Here is a 16,591-nt window from a genome sequence, read left to right as displayed (position 1 = left end):
ACCCCAGGACCCGCCTACATCCCCAACCTCACCGCCGCACCACGAACCAGCTCATGCACTCCCAATCGGGAAGAGCCCGATTAGCTTCACTCTCCTAACCGACTACCCCTGGAGTCTGACCGCGCACGAGCGCGCCTGCCGACACCATAATCTGACTGTTTGGATCGGCGGTGTGGATACAATAGATCGCGGAATCGTGCGTAACAGCGCAGCGCGACCCACGATATTCGATGTAGCGCCCCGCTGACAAGATTGTTTGACTGAGCCCGGAGTCGAAACGCGGCATGTCAGTTCGGTACAGCCGCGGCAGTGGATCCCCGATGAACCACGCGACTTCGTTGACCCCAGACTGGACCCCGTGTAATGCGCCGCTACAGCCGAAACTACCGGTGATTTCGATCGCGCAGCGCAACCCGAGCGGAGTGGTCACCCAGACACCGTCTTTGTTTGTCACCGCGTACTTTTCCAGTCGCGCGTCCCTGTCGTACCCCGCGATGTCGGGATAGGGACTTGGCGACGGGCGCGCGACGGAAGGCGCGGCGTGCACTGCACAGATCAGACAGAGCGCGCCGATGAGTGAATACCTGCACCTCCTGGCGATAAAGCGTCCCATGAGCTATCCGTTCAACCAGGTGTGGGTCGGTGTGATCAGCATTCGGAACGGCCCGCGCTCGCAGTACGTGCTGCCATCCAAGGTGGTGCCACACTTGGTGCCCGCGACTGAAATGAAGGTCAGCGGCGGAATTTTCGCCGTACCGAGTGTCGGTGGGAATCGAACGGCCAGGGTCCAGTCATAGTGCACCCGCGCGTCTCCCGTGATCCACCCGATTTGGTGGATGCCTTCTGGTGCGCCGGGAATGTTGCCAGAGCACCCGAAGCTTCCTCGGAACCAGATACCGCAATTCGATCCATGGTCTGTGACGAACCAATAGCCGGGCTGATCTGGCAGCGTCACGCCCGGGGAGTCTGACGACGCGTAGGGGGCGCTATCGGTCTCGGTGAAGTATCGCAGGTTCGGGTAGGGGTTCGCCGGTGTGTCGGATGGTCCCGCATCGGCGAAAGAAGTAGCGGTGGGGCCGACGACCATGAGCGCAACGACTAAGGCCAGGAACTTCCCAATGCGCTGGCCTAGCGATTGTCGGGTTCGCACTGTAACCTCCGAGTTCATCTGGCAGTTCATTTCCGTCAGGGTGCCGCAAGGACGACTGAGACCAGGTTGAAGCCCGCGTCGGCGTGGAGTGTGCTGGCGCCGTACAGGGTGTACGAGCAGTCGAGAAGAGACCGGTGTCCTTGAAGCATGACGCCGCGCAGCGCTGAGGCTTCATCGTCGCCGTATCCCGACAGCAGGATGGCGTTACTCCCGGTGAAGCCGATAGTTCTTAGCGCCGGTATCGGATCGGTGAACGGCACGGCCGAGCTGCGATAATTTTTGTATTCGCTGGTTTCTCGGGTAGCCATCTCCGCGGCACGTTGCACGAGTGGGTCGGTGTGAAATGGTGCGCAACTCGACTGGCTTCGGGTCGATTCGATAGCTTCGGCCACCGCGGCCGACGGTGTGGCGCCGGCCGCCGGCGCGACCACCGTTGCCGCAGCGGCGCTGGCAGCGCACATCGCGAGAGCGCGGGGTGCAGATCGATGGTCTGGCAAGCTTTGTCTCCGTTCGTAGTCGCTCGGTGTGCTGTGTGGTGGGTGTCTAGTCGCACACGTGAGATCGATGAATGTCGCTGCCCCACCGCATGGCGCGCTGGAACGAGGGGCCGACGAACCACGCTGGTTGTCGTCCTCTGATGCCGGCGCTCACGTTGGACAGGTGTTGCCAGAGCAGGTGGAAACTTTTGGCCCCATACATCGGGAAGTAGAGATCACCTGCGTGATTCACCGACTGGGTCAAGGCCTGTGCACGCGGGGTCAGGTAGGCCACCGACCGATCGATGTTCGCGGTGACGGCGTCGGCGATCTGCTGGTTGGAACCGGCGCTGTAGTCGCCGTTGTACCTGATCAGAGCGTTGTTGAAGTTGTCGATCTGGGTGGTCAGCGTGTCGTACTGAGCGGCGAACCATTGACACATTTCCCGTACGGCGGTGATGTCCGCATCGGTGATCTCGTCGCGTGTCTGATCGTACGGAAACGGAAATTTCGGTTGCCAGTTGCTCGGGGTGGCGACGACGGCCGGGAGCGGCGGCGCAATCTCGTCGGCGGTGGGGTCGGCCCATGCCGGTTCGGCGGCGGCGATGAGCAATGCCGTAATCACCGACGCGGTGGGTACTAGATAGCCTGTCAGCCATCCTGCGGTCGTCCGCGTCCGCGTCCGGGTTCGGGTGGGTATCGGAGTAGTGCCATCGGATTCGTTCACCGCGGTCCTTTCTGCCGGCAGTGTAGGGCGTCGCCGGTGTTTGATCGCCTCGCACCGATCCCGGGAACTGGTCACGACACATGCGGCGTGTTTCCGTAACAGGTGACGTTGCCGACGTCCAGCGTGCTCTGGCACAACAGGCCTCCGGCGTGGGAGATCTTGACGGTGACCCATCGCGACGGTGCCGCGATCGTCCGCCAGTCCGCGCGAAGCTGCGCGTGCGGAATCAGAGGGTCGCTGCCGTCGCCGAGTGGTAGGTCCAGGCGCCATGGCAATGACACACCGATCAACAGCTCGCGGCCGTGGCGGTCGACGTACTCCACGTCCACTCGCCCGATGTCGCTCGAAATCACCTCGTATGTCAGTGATTGGGTCGCATCGGCCGGCGCCGGCATCGCCATTCCGGCAGTTGCCACCACAGCCAACGCCCCGGCGTGGTACAGCCATGTCGGGGCTGCGACGACCGTCACCTACCGGGCCCTATCACGTTGCCGATACCGCCGACATCGGTGATCTGCCAGTCTGAGTTAGTGTCGACGGTGATGCTGTAGGTCGCTGTCGACTGCAAGTTCTCCGGCGCCTGGGTCGTCTTTGTCAGTACGCTGACAAACGTGTCGACGAGGTAGACGCCGTTGGTGTCCGAACGCACCTTTGCCGCAAGCGGTTGGGCCGTCGAGTTCCATTCCAGCGGTACCAACAACTGCTCCATCGAGTTTGCGGCTTGAGTGAGCTTCTGCCGCAGTTCCGGCGAGGTGCCTTGGACGAGTTTGTCTTTCCACTCCGGCATGTTCTGGAAGTTCATCGTTGCCGCATTGACGGCATAGTCGAGCGCGATCTGTTCGGCACGCTCGTGGTTGGCGCTCTGGTTCTGTGCGTCGCGTACCTTGGCGTGTTCGCCAAAGTACATCCAGGTCACCGCCGCCAGCGCGACAGCAAGCGCGATGAACGCGGCGCCGAGCACCAATGACCGGACGCTGAGGGACAGCTGCTTACCGATGGTCTTGGATTCAGATGCCGCGACGGATTCCACCGGCGCGGAGCGCCCGTCGGCCTCGGTGGCACCGCCGGTGTCGCGCACGGTGGGTGCGGGTTGATCGGGCTCAGTGTCCGACGGCTCGCCGGACTCTTCCGGGCGTCGTGTCATCTTGATACCTCTCATCTCAAACTACTGTCCTTCGCGGGACTCACGGGTTTGGTGCCTTCACGCGGAGGGTGATTGTCCCGTCTTCGGGAATGGCGTCCAGCATGTTGGACAGGATCTGGCTGGTGTCGAAGTTCATTGCCGAAGCCGCAACTCCCTTGATGTTCGGAGCGAGCGCTTCGCCGAAGACTTTCAGGTCGGGTGCCCGGTTGTCGAGGAATGCCTGGATCCGCGCCAGCAATCGCCCTACGTTACGGATGGACTCGGGCGCTCCGGTCTGGGTGACCACGTCGTTGGCGGCCCAGTACAGTCCGTACAGGGCCGGGGCGGTGGCGCGAAGGTCGGGGCCGATCGCAGCAAGCGACGGGCCGACGAATCCGGCGTTCTGCAGCAGCGTCTGGAAGTCGGCGAGCACGTCGCCGCCGTCACCGTTCATTCCGCGTACGGCGTCACGCAGCAGTGTGCTGGCGCGCGTGAGTCTGGGCAGGACGGACTCGTCGCCGGGTATCGAGCGGCCGACCTCGTCGACCAGCTGTGTGATCTGCGCGGGGTCCATCTGGTTGAGGATTCGCACCACGTTGGTGGCGAGTTCGGAGATCGACGCCGGTAGCACGACGTCCTCGGTGGCCACCTGTTGCCCGTTGTGGAACGAGGGGCCGTGCGTGCTTCGTGGGACGAGTCCGACGTAGGACTCACCCAGGGCAGACAGATTCTCCAGCCGCACCTCGCTGTCGACGGGGACCGAGTACCGCTCGTCGATGTAGAAGTGGATGATTGCGGTTTGTACCGAGGTGTCGATCGCGGTGACCTTTCCCACCGGCACACCACGCAACAGGACGTTGGAATCGACAACCAGGCCGTTGACGTCCGGCACCTGCATGGACACGTTGGTTCGATCCTTGGGCGGCCCGCTGCGTACGCCCAGTGACCCGATGTAGTGCACCGAGAACGCGATGATGACGCCAAAGACGGCGAAACTCAAAGCATGTCGGAGCTTCACGGTATCGCCCCGAGGATCCGCAGCACTTCGTCGACATTGCCGGTGATGTCGCGGCCGTCGGCGGTTTGAACGGAGGTGATGTTCATCGCAGGGTATTTGTCCTGCGGGAGGAACATAGCGGTGAAGAGTTTGCGCCAGGGCGTGTATTCACCCTCGATGCCCCACTTGGATTGTTGCACCTGGCCGACGGCGAGACCCAGCGAGTTGAGCATCGGCGTCAACCAGAACCCGCCGGTGTAGATACTGCCGATCGACGGTAGCAACGTGCCGATGGCGACCGATGCTTCGCTGGTGCGATCGAATGCGAGGAGACCTTCCGGAGACAGCCAGTATTCAAGTTTCGGCGTGCTCTCGGTCAGTACGGCGGCTGTGTCGGCGACGCCACGAAGCCATTGATCGACGACGTCGATGTTCGCCGAGAGGTCCGCGAGGTTCGCCGACATCCGGGAGGCGATCGCCCGGACCTGCTCGGCTCGTTCGGGTGTGACGCGGTTGATCTCCAGGATGGAACTCTGGATACGCTGGATCGACCCGCTAGCGACGAAGTGCGCGAGGTTGGCCAGCGTGTCCTCGAGTTGCGGTGGGGATGCCGTTTGAGAAACGGGAATGCGCCCTTCGGGCGGGACCGTCCCACCTGCGTCGGCGTCGGGATCGCGCTCGAGCGCCACGTAGATATCGCCGAGCACGGTGGACTGCTGCAGAACGGCGTGGATCTCGGCGGGAATGCGCGCTGACGACGAAATCCGCGTCTTCACTTCGACGACGTCGGTTCCGACCGAAACAGCTTCGACGACGCCGATCTGCGTGCCGTCCATGACGACCGGGGCACGGTCAGTCAGGTTGAGGACGTTGGCGAATTCCATGACGACGGTGTAGCCGCCGCTGTAGTTGTGTCCGGGCTGGGGGAGCTTGTCGACGGTGATGGCACCGCAGGCCGACACCGAGGCGACAGCCACCAACGTCGTCAACTTCAGAAGTATTCGACGCATCACTTGCTCGCATTCATGAAGACGTACTGCAGCAGGTTCATGTCGACCGCATACGGTTGACCAGCGACGACGGCGCAACTGCCTGGATTCGACAGGTTCATGAGCCCGCACACCGCCGGGCCGTTCGGCGTGCGGATGCGGTACAGAGGTGGCCGGTAGGCGATGTCGAATTGGCGGTTGTTGACGTGGTTGGCGGCATTATTGATCCACCACGGCAGGGGGTCGAGCAGGCTGGCCAGTCCTTGTGCGTGCGGGGTCAAGATACGTACGGCGTCGGAGACGGCATCCAAGGTCAGCTGAAGCTCGTCACCGGTGTGCGTTTCGAGGTCGGAGATCATGGTGATGATCGGCGGTAGGGGCTCGGCCAGCTGGCGGCCACCGTCGACGGCGTCACGGATGTCGGCTGTCGTCGTGGTGCCGGCGATGAGAATCTCCTTCATCGGATCGCGCAGTTGCACCAAGGTTGCGGAAAGCGAGGAGAGATTGGCGACGATGGATGCCATATCGTTGATAACGGCATCCGGGTTGTCCAGCAGGCTTGCTGAACGTTGCAGGAGATCATCGATCCTTGCACCATTGCCGCGCGCGGCTTGGTTGAGTTGGCCGATAGTGGCGCCGATGTTTTGCGAGTCGGTCGGGCTGATGCCGTTTAGGAACGTGTTGGCCGAACCGACGATCTCCGTCAAGCTCTTGGGGGTGGCTGAACGGCTCAGGGGGATACATTCTCCGGCTGCCAAAGTGGGTCCTGTGTCGTAGTTCCCGACGAGTTCGAGCGAACGATCAGCCAGGATAGATGTCGATCGAACGACGGCCCTCACTTCGTTTGGCAGTAGTCGAGATTCGGTGATCGTGAAGTCCACCCGGACGCTGGACGCGCTGGGGGTGATCTCGTCGATGGTGCCGATCTGGTAGCCCATCTGGGTGACAGGATTGCCAGCGTACAGGCCGACCGCGTCGGGCAGTATAGCGCAATAGGGGGTCGGATGGGCGGATGCTGTTGTCCCACAAGACGTCAGATTAGCGAGAGCGATCGTAACGATGGCGACGACACCGAGGATCTTGGGTGTGTGCGCTTCCATCAGCACGGACTCCCTGGCAGCGGTATGCACAGATCGGTGGCCAGCAACTCGGGAGGGGCGTTCTGGATGGCCAGGGTGCGTTCCATGCGGTCGCGGGTTCGGCGCAGGATACGCACGACGAGTCCGCTGCGGTCGGCCCAGGCGCGCACGATCTGCTGCCAGTGGACGATTTTCGTAAGGAACTTGTCGCGGTGTTTCTGGTAGAAGATTCCAAGCGGGCCTATCCCTTGCAGTACCTGGCCCATGCCCTGCAAAGCAGCGGCGAATCCCTTCCCGTAGAGGGTCAGGGTCTGCTCCAGGATTGCGATCTTCTCGACCATTCGAGACAGTTGGTCGCCGTACATGCTCAGTTCCCTGATGTATTCGTCGGAAAGCTGCGCGATCTGCGTCACTTGGCCGCGCTGGCGGTCGAGAGTATCGATCAGCTTGTTCCCTGCCTCGACGACAGAGGAGACGGTCTCTAGGTTGGGCCCGGTCAGACCTAGCTGGATTTGATCCAGTGATCGTTCGATGGGCACCGGGCGAATCGTGTCGGTAAGTTTCGTGGTGTCTGACAGCGCGCGAATCAGGCTGTAGGGCATGGTGACCCGTTCCTTCGGGATGGTTTGGTCACCCAACGGAACGTCGCCTGCCGGGTCGATGTTGACGTAGTAGCCGCCGACCACGGTGAGCATGCGGACTTGGATGCTGGACCGGTCGCCGACGAATGCGGTGCCGTCCACGGTGGCGCGGACGCGGACCTGATCTTCTTCGATGGACAGGTCCTTGATCTTGCCGACGGTGAGTCCGGCGATCCGGACTTTGATGCCGGGGGTGATCGAGGCTGAATCGTCGGTCAGGAATGTCACTATCTTGTTGCCCGGAGGGCTCACGTAGAGCAGCGCTGCCACGAGTGCGAGGACCGTGACGAGTCCCAACGTAGAGGCCCCCAACAGGCGCGGATCGCGCAGCCTGCTTACTGCTTGCATAGGACCACCCTCTGACCGTTAAGTAACACTTCGACCGGCACTGGAAGTTCGGCGCGGCCCTGCGAGCACTGCAGCGGTTGGCCGGAGGCCGCAGGTGGCGGGATGTTGTCCCACATCGCGGGCACCAATTTGACTGCGTCCATGAAGTTGTCGACGTTGGTGATCGCCTTGTCCAGCGCCAGGTCGACATCAATGCCCGGCTTCAGCCCGGCGCCATCGAGCAACCGAACAACCGCCGAGGTGAATTCGGGGCCGTATATATGAGACTTGCGGAATTCGTCGAGTACGTCGATCGCGGCGTCGATGGGCTTGTTCGCTCCGTCGACGATCCGGACGAAGTCCTTGGCGTGACCAGACATGGTGTCCGCGATTGCCTTGAGGTTGCCCAGCAGGGTCGCGACCACACGCTGCCGATCGGCGAGGAACTGGGTGAGGGAGTGCATGCTTTCCAGGACGTCGCCCAGCCCGCTGCCGTCGCCGGACAGGAAGTTGTCCACGTTGGCGGTGAATCGGTTGAGGTCGTCGGGACTCAGTGTCGCCAGGACGGGCTGTAATCCGTTGAACAGGTGGGTGATGTCGAACGAGGGTTGTGTCATCGACGTTGGTAAGTGCCGCAACGGGCTACCCGCGTGCCCGGCGTCGGCAGGGTCGATGACCTCCAGGTAGCGCAGACCAGTGAGGGCCTGGTACTTCACGGCCAGCCGGGTGCTCGACCTGATGGCGTATCGCGAATCCAGGGTGAAGCCAACTTCGGCGATGCTCTGCTCCGAGCGTCTCCGCAACTCCAGGTTCTCGACCTTGCCCACCCGCACGCCGCGTACGCGCACGTCGGCGCCGGCGTGCAACCCGGACACGTCGGTGAAGTCTGCGGTGTAGGCGTTGAGCTCGGAGGAGGCAGGCGGGGTGATTGCGTTGGCCACCAGGACCAGCAGCACGGTGGCGACGGCGCCGGCGAGAAGCAGACGCCATAGTGCAGCGACGGGCTTCATTGGGGCGTGCCTCCAACCGCGTCGGCTGTTGCGGCGACCGCCGGGAGCACGTCGAGGATGACCCGCACGTTGACCGCGCGGCGATCGGGCGGGCCGGCGAATAGACGTTCGAGACGGACCCGAAGATCGCGTGCGGTGTCGGCGATCTCGTCCGATGGAACCAGGCCCGGGGCGATGTCGCTGAACCTCTTGATCAGGTCGGTGACCGGGGCCAGCTCGGTGCTGTGGCTGCTCACCAGCTTGCCGGCTGCGCCGAACAGACTGTTGGCGGTGAGATCGATAGTTGGTGTGAACGTGTTGACAAAGAAGTCTTCGGTCACATTGTCCAAGCTGGCGTGGACGTAGTGGTCACCAAGGGTGACCAGCGCATCCACGAGTCCGGGAAAAGCGACGCTGATTCCGGTGGCGTTGGTCAGCAGCTGTGCGGTGCTGACGTTTTGAACCCGGGCGAGCGTTTCGGACACCACCAGCATCGTCTCCAGCAGCGGGGTGAGGCTGTCTGCGAAGTGAGTGGTCTTCTCGATCGTTTCGATGAGGTGTGGAGTGACCACGCCGTGCGAGATCTCGCCGAGCCGTGACAGCAGCGATTGGAGGGTGAAATTGCCCGATGGAACCGCCTCTATCACGCTGCCTTCAGCGAGGGCCCGGCCGCCCACACCGGGCGTCACATTGATCCCGGTGACTCCGAAGTAATTTGCCGGCCGGAAGTCGATGCCGAACGTATCGGTGAGCCCTGCTGTCGCTTTACGCTCCATGTCGGCTCCGACGCGCACCCCACCGGCGGGCAGGCTGGTCACCGTGGTGACCTCACCGATCTTGACGCCGTGCATTAACAGTTCGGTCCCCGGGCTGACCCCTTGCCCGATATACGGCGAATCGATTACGACGCCGAACCGGTTGTCTGGGCGTCCTCCGAAGGGGTCGACCCACAACAGCAGCAGGACCGCGATCGAACTCAGCGCCACCCCCATACCGAGCTGCGCGAGAATCTGTTTTTCGCGCAGCTCCGATGTTCGCCGAAATAGCATTGGCACCTAGCCTTTGAACACGAAGATCGGCTGGAGTCCCCACAGCAGGACGGTGAGCGCGAAGTTCAGCACCATGATCGCGACCAGACTCGCGCGGACCGCGCGGCCCGAGGAAAGCCCCACTCCGGCCGGTCCACCGGTCGTGAAATACCCGTAGTAGCAATGGATCAGCGTTACCGCGACACAGAAGACCACGGCCTTGACGAGCGAGTAGGCGATGTCGGTCAGCGGCAGGAACTGGACGAAGTAGTGATTGTAGGTTCCGCCGGGCTGGTTGTGGAACACACTGATGACGGTGCTGGAGACGAAGAAGCTCACGACCAACGTCAATAGGTATCCGGGAACAACGCAGATCATGGCGCCGATCACCCGGGTTCCGACGACGAACGGGATCGGCCGCAGGCCCAACGCCTCGGTCGCTTCGATCTCCTCGGCGATCGCCATTGCACCGATTTCGGCGGTCATGCGGCATCCGGCCTGCGTGGCGAATGCGATGCCGGCCACGAGCGGCGCCATCTCACGGACGTTGGCCAAACCGCCCACGATCCCCGAGAGCGCGCCGAAACCGATCAGGTTGAGGGTCGCGAATGCCTCGACGGCGACCGAGGCGCCGACGGCGACACCGAGGATGATCAGGACGCTTATTACGCCGCCGTCGACGAGGATCGATCCTCGCCCCCATGCCAAACCGTTCATCGCAGCAAGTGTCTGACGCCGGTAGCGGCGCAGGGTGATCGGCAGCATCCACAACGTCGTAGCCGTGAAGACCACGAACTGGCCGAGGTTTTGGGACGCTCCGATCGGGATGCGGAAAAGTCGCGACGGCGTCTGCCTCAACTTCGACGGGGCGCTGGGGGTTTGTGGGATCACTACGAGACCTCCATCGGGAAGAACATCGTCTGAAGCTGGGTGATGGCCAAGTTGACGATGGCGATACACACCACGTTCAGCACAACCGATGAATTCACCGCGTCGGCCACGCCGCGGGGGCCGCCCTTGGCCTCGATACCGCGCAGGCACGAGATGATCGCCACCATAGCGGCGAAGAGCACAGCTTTGCCGAGGGTGAACCAGACGTCCACCATGGTGGCGAACGATCCGAAGGACATCCAGAAGCTGCCGGCGCTGACGCCGCTGACCGTGACCGCCAGCATGAATGACGCGGCAACGGCGGCGGCGATGATGATCGCGCACAGCAGGGGCGCGATGATCATGAGCGCCAGGAACCGCGGGACAACGAGACGGCGCACGGGATCGATCCCCAGCACGCGCAGCGCGTCGAGTTCCTCGCGAATGGCACGTGCCCCAAGATCTGAAGCGATTGCCGCGGCGGCTGCGCCGCCCATGAGCAGTCCCGCAGTGATTGGCGCGCCTTGCCGGATCACGCCCACGCCGCTGGCCGCACCGACCAGCGAACTCGCGCCGACCTGATTGACCAGACCGGACGTCTGCACGGACACCATCGCACCGAACGGAGCGGCCATCAACAGTGCCGGTGTGGCGGTGACCTTCAGCAACGTCCATGCCTGAACGATCAGCTCGCCGAACGGCAGCCGCAGTGTGATTGCATCCTTCACCGAGTAACGCATCAACGACACGGTCATCAGGACGGCTCGACCGGTCGTCGCCGAACTGTAGACCGGCACCAGCAGGATGCGAGACAACATGCGCGCGACATACCTCATGTTTCAGAACCCTGAGATTCTCGGCTGAACCAGCAACTGTTGCTTCATCACGAGCGGAACCCGCGGGTCCCCTGATGGCCGGATCGAAAGGGCAACGGTATACCGAGTTCGCCGATCGGTGGCCCTGTATAGGAAACTACAGGGCCGGACACCCACGCATCGCTTCCGGTTGTCGGGCGGCGGGCAGCACATTTCGGTGGCCTACGCCCTCGACTGCGTGCGGCGCCGGAGTGTGACCGGTAGGCCGCCTTTAACTCGGGCTGCGCCAAAGTTGTGTTGCCGGGTGACCGTGTGTTGCGGGTCGAGGGAGACGTCGAAGCGTTGCAGAACGGCTGCCATGACTTGAACGCCTTCCAGGTAGGCGAAGTTGATCCCGAGGCAGCGGCGCTGTCCGAAGCTGAACAATGGGAACGCATACCGCTCAACGTCGCCGGACAAGAACCTGTTCGGATCGAACCGTTCCGGCTGCGTCCAGAAGCGCTCGTCGTTGTACAACGCTGTGGCTGACCAGCCGACGATCGCGCCTGCCGGTATGCGGTAGCCGTCGATCACGTCGTCTTCGGCAGCTCGGCGGCTCAAAACCGTCATCGAGTTGGACTGCATCCGCTGGGCCTCTTCGAAACAGGCCCGCAGCCAAGGCATCTCAGGCAAGGCCCCATCAAGAGGGCGGCCGGTACCTAAGTGCTCGTTAACCTCGGCACGGGCGAGCGCCAGCGCATCAGGATGTTGACATAATTTCGCGAACGTCCATGCCAAAGCCGTCGCGGTGGTCTCGAATCCAGCGAACAGCAGTCCGCGCAGTTCCGCTCGGATCTGCATGTCGTCCATCTTCGTGCCGTCCTCGAAGGAGGCGTTGAGCAGCAAGTTGAGCAGATCGTCGGAGTCGGTGGGGTTCGCCCGGCGCTCGGCGACCAGAGCGTCGATGTAGCCAGCGATCCACTTCGAGGATGCGACGCGGCGCCGCTGATAGGGCTTTGGCGCCCAGCCGGGCAGCCAGGAAAAGGCCGCGCTGAGCGCCATTCCGCGGGCATTCTCCTCGAACGCGTGCACGGCTTGCTCCACGGTTGCCCGGTCGGCGGGTCTGCTGAACATCGACCGCAGCAACACGGCCATGGCCAGCATGTGAAGTTCATGCTGGATGTCGATGACCTTGCCAGCGTCGGCGAACTCGTCCCATGACTCGACGCCGTCCCAGATCGCTTCGGCGATCAGCGCATTCGTACTGCCGAGCGTGCGGTTGCTGAACTTGGGGTTGAGCAATCGCCGCACCCGACGCCACGGATCGCCGTGCAATGTGGCAAAGAACGGCGGAAGATAGGGCAGGTCGGTGACCGCGTCCTTCAATGCCGGGTTGAGCTGATACTTGGCTGCCTCCTGCACCAGGATCCGCTGGATGTGGTCCGGGTGGTTGACCATGATCATCGAGATCGACGGCAGCGGGACCTTGATCACGTCCCCGTACCGCTTCTGCAGGCTCGCAAGGTATCCGAACGGATCTTTGGCGATCATCGGAAGCACTCCCACGATGGGTAGTCCACGCGGCCCCGGCGGTTGGACGCCTCGGGTCGCGCCGGGTTGTTGTCGCATAACCGGGCAACTCTCGGCGGGGGACTCGTTGCGCTCCATATTGGGAGAACCTTTCTTGACGGTCAGATTTCGGACAAGACGATGGCGGTCATGGGACAGTCGAAGGCGACGTCCTCGACAAACTCACTGAGTTCGGCCGGCACCTCGACCTCTCCATCGACGACCTCTCCGGAGGGTCCGATCGCGCCCACTTCGCCATCGCCGTCGACTCCGAAAACGTGCGGAGCCTTACGGACGCAGCAGAGGGATACCGCACACAAGGTGCGGTCGACGCTCACCTTCACGTAGCCCCTCCTGGACTGACGTAGCTAACAACCTCTTCAGGCCACCACCGTGCGAGCGCCAGATGGCGCCCAAGCTGTGGCGGCAGCCACACCTGAAGCATGTTAACCATGATGCATCTCTACGTCAATGCATCATGCTGATTGCCTTTCCGACCTATTGTGTCAGCCACAAGCAGGAGACAGATTTTCACCATACATGCACTATAAATGGCATAGATTGAGAAGATTGAACTCAGCCGACGGTGGTCGATCGGACCGAATATCACTGATTCAGTGATATGTTCTATCGACAGTGTTTCACAGAAGGGCATGGTGAATGGTTACTGGCGATGGATTCCAGCCGCCCCCGTCCGAACTCGCGTTGAACCACCTCGGAGCATGGGTGATCACCGGTGCAGCGGTAGTGCTGATCGTGGTCGCGCTCGGTTACTGTGTGGTCGAGACTCTGCGATTGCGCAGTTCGTTGCCGGTCGTGGTCTTCGTGAGTTCCATGGTGTGGATGCCGATAGAGGCATTTGTCGACATCCCGATGGCCCTGCTACACAACCCTGACAACCCCTGGATCCTGCTCACCGTGCATGATCGGCCGCTGCCGCTCTATGTTGCTTCGGTGGGGGCGGCATTCTTCCTCGGCGCGTGGGGGTTCGCGCAGCTGATCCTTCGCGGCGCGTCGATGAAAACGCTCCTCATCCTGGGTGTCGGATTAGGCGTCCTCGACTGGATCCTTGAGATGGCATCCGCACAGATGGGCGTCATCGCCTACTACGGCAACAATCCATCCCTCGTATTCGGGCTTCCGGTCTACGCGATGGTGCAAAACATCGGCGTATACATACTGCAGGCTCTCGCACTCCTCTGGTTGGCACCCCGCTTGCGTGGGTGGAAATCCCTGCTGATGTTGCCGGTCATCCCCAGCATCTACATCGCATACGCCTTCGGCTGCACCTGGCCTGCCTATATGGCCGTGCAGTCCCAAGCCGGCCCGCTGGTCGCCTGGCCGGCGATTCTGCTCGCGGTGACGATGAACATCGTGATCCCGTTGATCGCATTGCAGGCCTACTATCAATCCAAACGAGGATCCGCCGCCCAGCAGGTTTCGGACTCCGGCGGGGCTACCGCCGGAAGCGCTGCCGACATTGCTGCGGCGCGCTGACTGGTGCGAAATCGCCTGCGCAATGAAGGTTCCGCTGCCCCCAGATGTCGGCGCAGCGCAAACGCCTGCGGCGAAGTCATATTTGGGGCGGCGCCTGACAGCAACTGATTCGCTGGTCGACTCCCGAAACCAGGATCGCGTACCGGTCTGCGCCCTGATCAGATGTCCGACGCGGGTAGTCTGTGAGTCCTATGAAACTACCAGCTAGGTCCGCGCTGGCGGAGGGATTGAGTACCGAGTACTCGGAGAGAGATCGTATTCTCGACATCGCTCGCGCGGAGTTCATCGACTACGGGTTCGAGCGCACGACCATAGCCAACATCGCCCGGCGCGCAGGTATATCCAGAGTCACTGTCAACCGCCGGTGCGGCGACAAAGATCAGATCATCCTCTCTGTCGTCCAACGCGAATTGAACGCGACGTTCCGTGACCTCGCGCGGCGCTGTGCGGCCTTCGATGAACCGGTCCGGCGAGCCGTCGAGATCTTCGTGGGCGGCTGGCAACTCGCAAAGCAGAATTCACTGGTCGCCGCAGTCATGCGTCACGAACCGCAGGGACTGCAGAAACTCATGTCGGGCGACCCGGGGTTCGGTGCGCTCGATATCGGTCGCGAGATGTGGGCATCACTGATAACCGGAAACGGCTGCAGTTCGCGCGCTGCGAACGCGGCCGCAGAGTTACTGGTTCGCCTTACGGCGTCACTTTTGCTCATACCGGCGACCCAGTTTGACCTCAACACTGAAGAAAGTGCCCGTCGGTTCGCCGAGACCTTCATGGTGCCGATCGTCACTAGCGCGATCGACGCCAACCCCGAGACCCCGCCGAATCAACAGACAGATGGTGCCCCAATCTAAACGCGACGAGCACGGCCCCAGCAGCAGGTTCGAGTTGATACCGGACTTGATAGCAGTAAGGAAAGTTATCAGGCTTGTATCTCTTGTAGTACCCGGTTCATGGGGTGGTGGTCACGTACGGTGACCTCGGGAGGGGCCGGAGGCCTCGACGTTTTTCGGCTGAGTGTTCGGGCTCGTGAAAGAGATCGTCTCCTCTGGCCTCGTCTCCCGAGCTGACCCGGTTTAGGGAATTGGTGGCCAGGTGGCGAAGGTGCGCAGCATTGACGCCTGCCTGGAGATGGGCACCGAATCATCTACAAGCACGGGGAGCCGCACGTGGACTCCCACCGCGTTGTGGTCGGGGACTGTGTGGGAGATGGGCCGGCAGTGCTGGGTGCATGAAGGTTCTCCCACCGCAATGAGTTCACGCACGACGGTTGGCTGGGTGGCCCTGAGATACGTGGACTCTTCATCAACACAACATGATTGACGATGAAGGGAAGAACCTCCATGCACAACAACGCTAACCCGACGGCGGCCGAGAATCCACCGGTGTGCCGGCGGACGCTGGTAGGAATCGATGCGGCGATCACGGCCCGCCATCACATCGCGATCCTCGATGACCCTGGCGGGAAACCGACGCGGTTCAGCGTCGATCCCACGCTGGCAGGGCTGCGCACGCTGACCGGCAGGCTGCGCGGTTACGACGATGTCCATGCCACCGTGGAGCCGACGTCGATGACGTGGCTGCCACTGACGATTGCTGTCGAGAATGCCGGTGGCACTATGCATATGGTCGGTGCACGGCACTCGGCTCGGCTGCGGGGTGCAATTGTCGGCAAGAGCAAGTCCGATGTCATCGACGCCGACGTCCTGACCCGCGCCGGCCAGGTATTCGATCTGGAACCCTTGGTGCTGTCGACGCCGGCACAGTTGGCGCTACGCCGGGCGGTGATCCGGCGAGGTGCCGCAGTGATTGATGCGAACCGGTCGTGGCGGCGGTTGATGTCGTTGGCGCGGTGGGCATTTCCTGATGTGTGGACCGCGTTCGCTGGGTCGTTGGCGACCGCGACCGCGGTACTGCAGCGGTGGCCCGACCTGCGTGCACTGGCGTCCGCACGCCGCGCCACGCTGACCGCCGTCGTCGCCGCGCACACCCGCGGTGTTGGTGACACCCCCGCCCGCGCCGAGGCCATCAAGACCGCCGCCGCTGGCTGGGCCGCCTTCTGGGAGGGGCACCTCGACCTCGATGCCCTTACCGTCGATGTCATCGAGCATCTCACCGACCTGGCCGACGGCCAGGCCCGGGTAGCGCGGTTTACCGACCACAGCACCAGGTGGTGGGAGCACCTCTACGGCGATGACGAGCTGCTGCTCTCGGTACCCGGTATGGGGCCCGTCACCGCCGCCACCGTCCGCGCTTTTTGAACCGCACTGGGTTCGGTGGAGGCTCGGACTATTGGATTCCGGCCAGGGCTTGGCCGGTCCGGGTGTCAGCGTAG

At 62.6% G+C, this 16,591-nt stretch carries 18 protein-coding genes; 3 read left to right on the top strand and 15 right to left on the bottom strand.

Annotated features, from left to right (window positions below; genetic code table 11):
* Nucleotides 1–616: 616 nt before the first annotated feature.
* The 15 genes from B8W67_RS21015 to B8W67_RS18555 all read right to left on the bottom strand — a co-directional run bounded on the left by B8W67_RS21015 (nucleotide 617) and on the right by B8W67_RS18555 (nucleotide 13,103).
* Complete coding sequence (locus tag B8W67_RS21015; RefSeq protein ID WP_165757327.1) at nucleotides 617–955, bottom strand: hypothetical protein; 339 nt, start codon at nucleotides 953–955, stop codon at nucleotides 617–619.
* A 230-nt stretch (nucleotides 956–1,185) separates the two neighbouring features.
* On the bottom strand, nucleotides 1,186–1,458 hold the full coding sequence (locus tag B8W67_RS18620; RefSeq protein ID WP_085305591.1) for a hypothetical protein: 273 nt from the start codon (nucleotides 1,456–1,458) through the stop codon (nucleotides 1,186–1,188).
* 235 nt (nucleotides 1,459–1,693) lie between these two features.
* Nucleotides 1,694–2,251, bottom strand: a complete 558-nt coding sequence (locus B8W67_RS18615; RefSeq protein ID WP_372507495.1) for a hypothetical protein — start codon at nucleotides 2,249–2,251, stop codon at nucleotides 1,694–1,696.
* Nucleotides 2,252–2,424: 173 nt separating this feature from the next.
* Nucleotides 2,425–2,823: a hypothetical protein gene (locus tag B8W67_RS18610; RefSeq protein ID WP_234806822.1), complete on the bottom strand. Its 399-nt coding sequence runs from the start codon at nucleotides 2,821–2,823 to the stop codon at nucleotides 2,425–2,427.
* A complete protein-coding gene (locus B8W67_RS18605) occupies nucleotides 2,820–3,497 on the bottom strand; it encodes a hypothetical protein (protein WP_234806821.1) in 678 nt (225 codons plus the stop codon). Before B8W67_RS18605 ends, B8W67_RS18610 begins: the two co-directional genes overlap by 4 nt.
* A 40-nt stretch (nucleotides 3,498–3,537) precedes the next feature.
* Nucleotides 3,538–4,494, bottom strand: a complete 957-nt coding sequence (locus B8W67_RS18600) for an MlaD family protein (RefSeq protein ID WP_085305587.1) — start codon at nucleotides 4,492–4,494, stop codon at nucleotides 3,538–3,540.
* Nucleotides 4,491–5,483 carry an MlaD family protein gene (locus tag B8W67_RS18595; protein ID WP_174254786.1) on the bottom strand — a complete coding sequence of 331 codons (993 nt, stop codon included), beginning with the start codon at nucleotides 5,481–5,483 and terminating at the stop codon, nucleotides 4,491–4,493. Before B8W67_RS18595 ends, B8W67_RS18600 begins: the two co-directional genes overlap by 4 nt.
* The gene (locus B8W67_RS18590) at nucleotides 5,483–6,562 is read right to left on the bottom strand and encodes an MCE family protein (RefSeq protein WP_085305595.1); all 1,080 of its coding nucleotides are present in this window, start codon (nucleotides 6,560–6,562) and stop codon (nucleotides 5,483–5,485) included. The genes B8W67_RS18595 and B8W67_RS18590 overlap by 1 nt, the downstream gene beginning before the upstream one ends.
* Nucleotides 6,562–7,530 carry an MlaD family protein gene (locus B8W67_RS18585; RefSeq protein WP_085305585.1) on the bottom strand — a complete coding sequence of 323 codons (969 nt, stop codon included), beginning with the start codon at nucleotides 7,528–7,530 and terminating at the stop codon, nucleotides 6,562–6,564. The genes B8W67_RS18590 and B8W67_RS18585 overlap by 1 nt, the downstream gene beginning before the upstream one ends.
* Nucleotides 7,518–8,519 (bottom strand): MlaD family protein, encoded by a 1,002-nt coding sequence (locus B8W67_RS18580; RefSeq protein ID WP_085305583.1) that lies wholly within the window; start codon nucleotides 8,517–8,519, stop codon nucleotides 7,518–7,520. Before B8W67_RS18580 ends, B8W67_RS18585 begins: the two co-directional genes overlap by 13 nt.
* A complete protein-coding gene (locus B8W67_RS18575) occupies nucleotides 8,516–9,547 on the bottom strand; it encodes an MlaD family protein (protein WP_085305582.1) in 1,032 nt (343 codons plus the stop codon). The genes B8W67_RS18580 and B8W67_RS18575 overlap by 4 nt, the downstream gene beginning before the upstream one ends.
* Nucleotides 9,548–9,553: 6 nt before the next feature.
* A complete protein-coding gene (locus tag B8W67_RS18570) occupies nucleotides 9,554–10,354 on the bottom strand; it encodes an ABC transporter permease (RefSeq protein ID WP_234806823.1) in 801 nt (266 codons plus the stop codon).
* Nucleotides 10,355–10,416: 62 nt separating this feature from the next.
* Nucleotides 10,417–11,232 carry an ABC transporter permease gene (locus tag B8W67_RS18565; RefSeq protein ID WP_085305580.1) on the bottom strand — a complete coding sequence of 272 codons (816 nt, stop codon included), beginning with the start codon at nucleotides 11,230–11,232 and terminating at the stop codon, nucleotides 10,417–10,419.
* Between the two features lie 201 nt (nucleotides 11,233–11,433).
* On the bottom strand, nucleotides 11,434–12,819 hold the full coding sequence (locus B8W67_RS18560; protein WP_264033568.1) for a cytochrome P450: 1,386 nt from the start codon (nucleotides 12,817–12,819) through the stop codon (nucleotides 11,434–11,436).
* Nucleotides 12,820–12,881: 62 nt separating this feature from the next.
* The gene (locus B8W67_RS18555; protein WP_085305576.1) at nucleotides 12,882–13,103 is read right to left on the bottom strand and encodes a ferredoxin; all 222 of its coding nucleotides are present in this window, start codon (nucleotides 13,101–13,103) and stop codon (nucleotides 12,882–12,884) included.
* Between the two features lie 382 nt (nucleotides 13,104–13,485).
* Between B8W67_RS18555 and B8W67_RS18550 the strand changes: the two genes are divergently transcribed.
* The 3 genes from B8W67_RS18550 to B8W67_RS21175 all read left to right on the top strand — a co-directional run bounded on the left by B8W67_RS18550 (nucleotide 13,486) and on the right by B8W67_RS21175 (nucleotide 16,517).
* On the top strand, nucleotides 13,486–14,256 hold the full coding sequence (locus B8W67_RS18550; RefSeq protein ID WP_133056150.1) for a hypothetical protein: 771 nt from the start codon (nucleotides 13,486–13,488) through the stop codon (nucleotides 14,254–14,256).
* A 191-nt stretch (nucleotides 14,257–14,447) separates the two neighbouring features.
* Entirely contained in the window at nucleotides 14,448–15,110 is a 663-nt protein-coding gene (locus B8W67_RS18545) for a TetR/AcrR family transcriptional regulator (RefSeq protein WP_085305572.1), read from the top strand.
* Nucleotides 15,111–15,599: 489 nt separating this feature from the next.
* Complete coding sequence (locus B8W67_RS21175) at nucleotides 15,600–16,517, top strand: IS110 family transposase (RefSeq protein ID WP_197747561.1); 918 nt, start codon at nucleotides 15,600–15,602, stop codon at nucleotides 16,515–16,517.
* Nucleotides 16,518–16,591 lie beyond the last annotated feature (74 nt).

Origin of the sequence: Mycolicibacillus koreensis, from assembly GCF_002104795.1 — a bacterium.
In the GTDB taxonomy this organism is placed as follows: Bacteria; Actinomycetota; Actinomycetes; order Mycobacteriales; family Mycobacteriaceae; genus Mycobacterium; species Mycobacterium koreense.
This window is presented reverse-complemented; position numbering and strand designations above follow the sequence as displayed.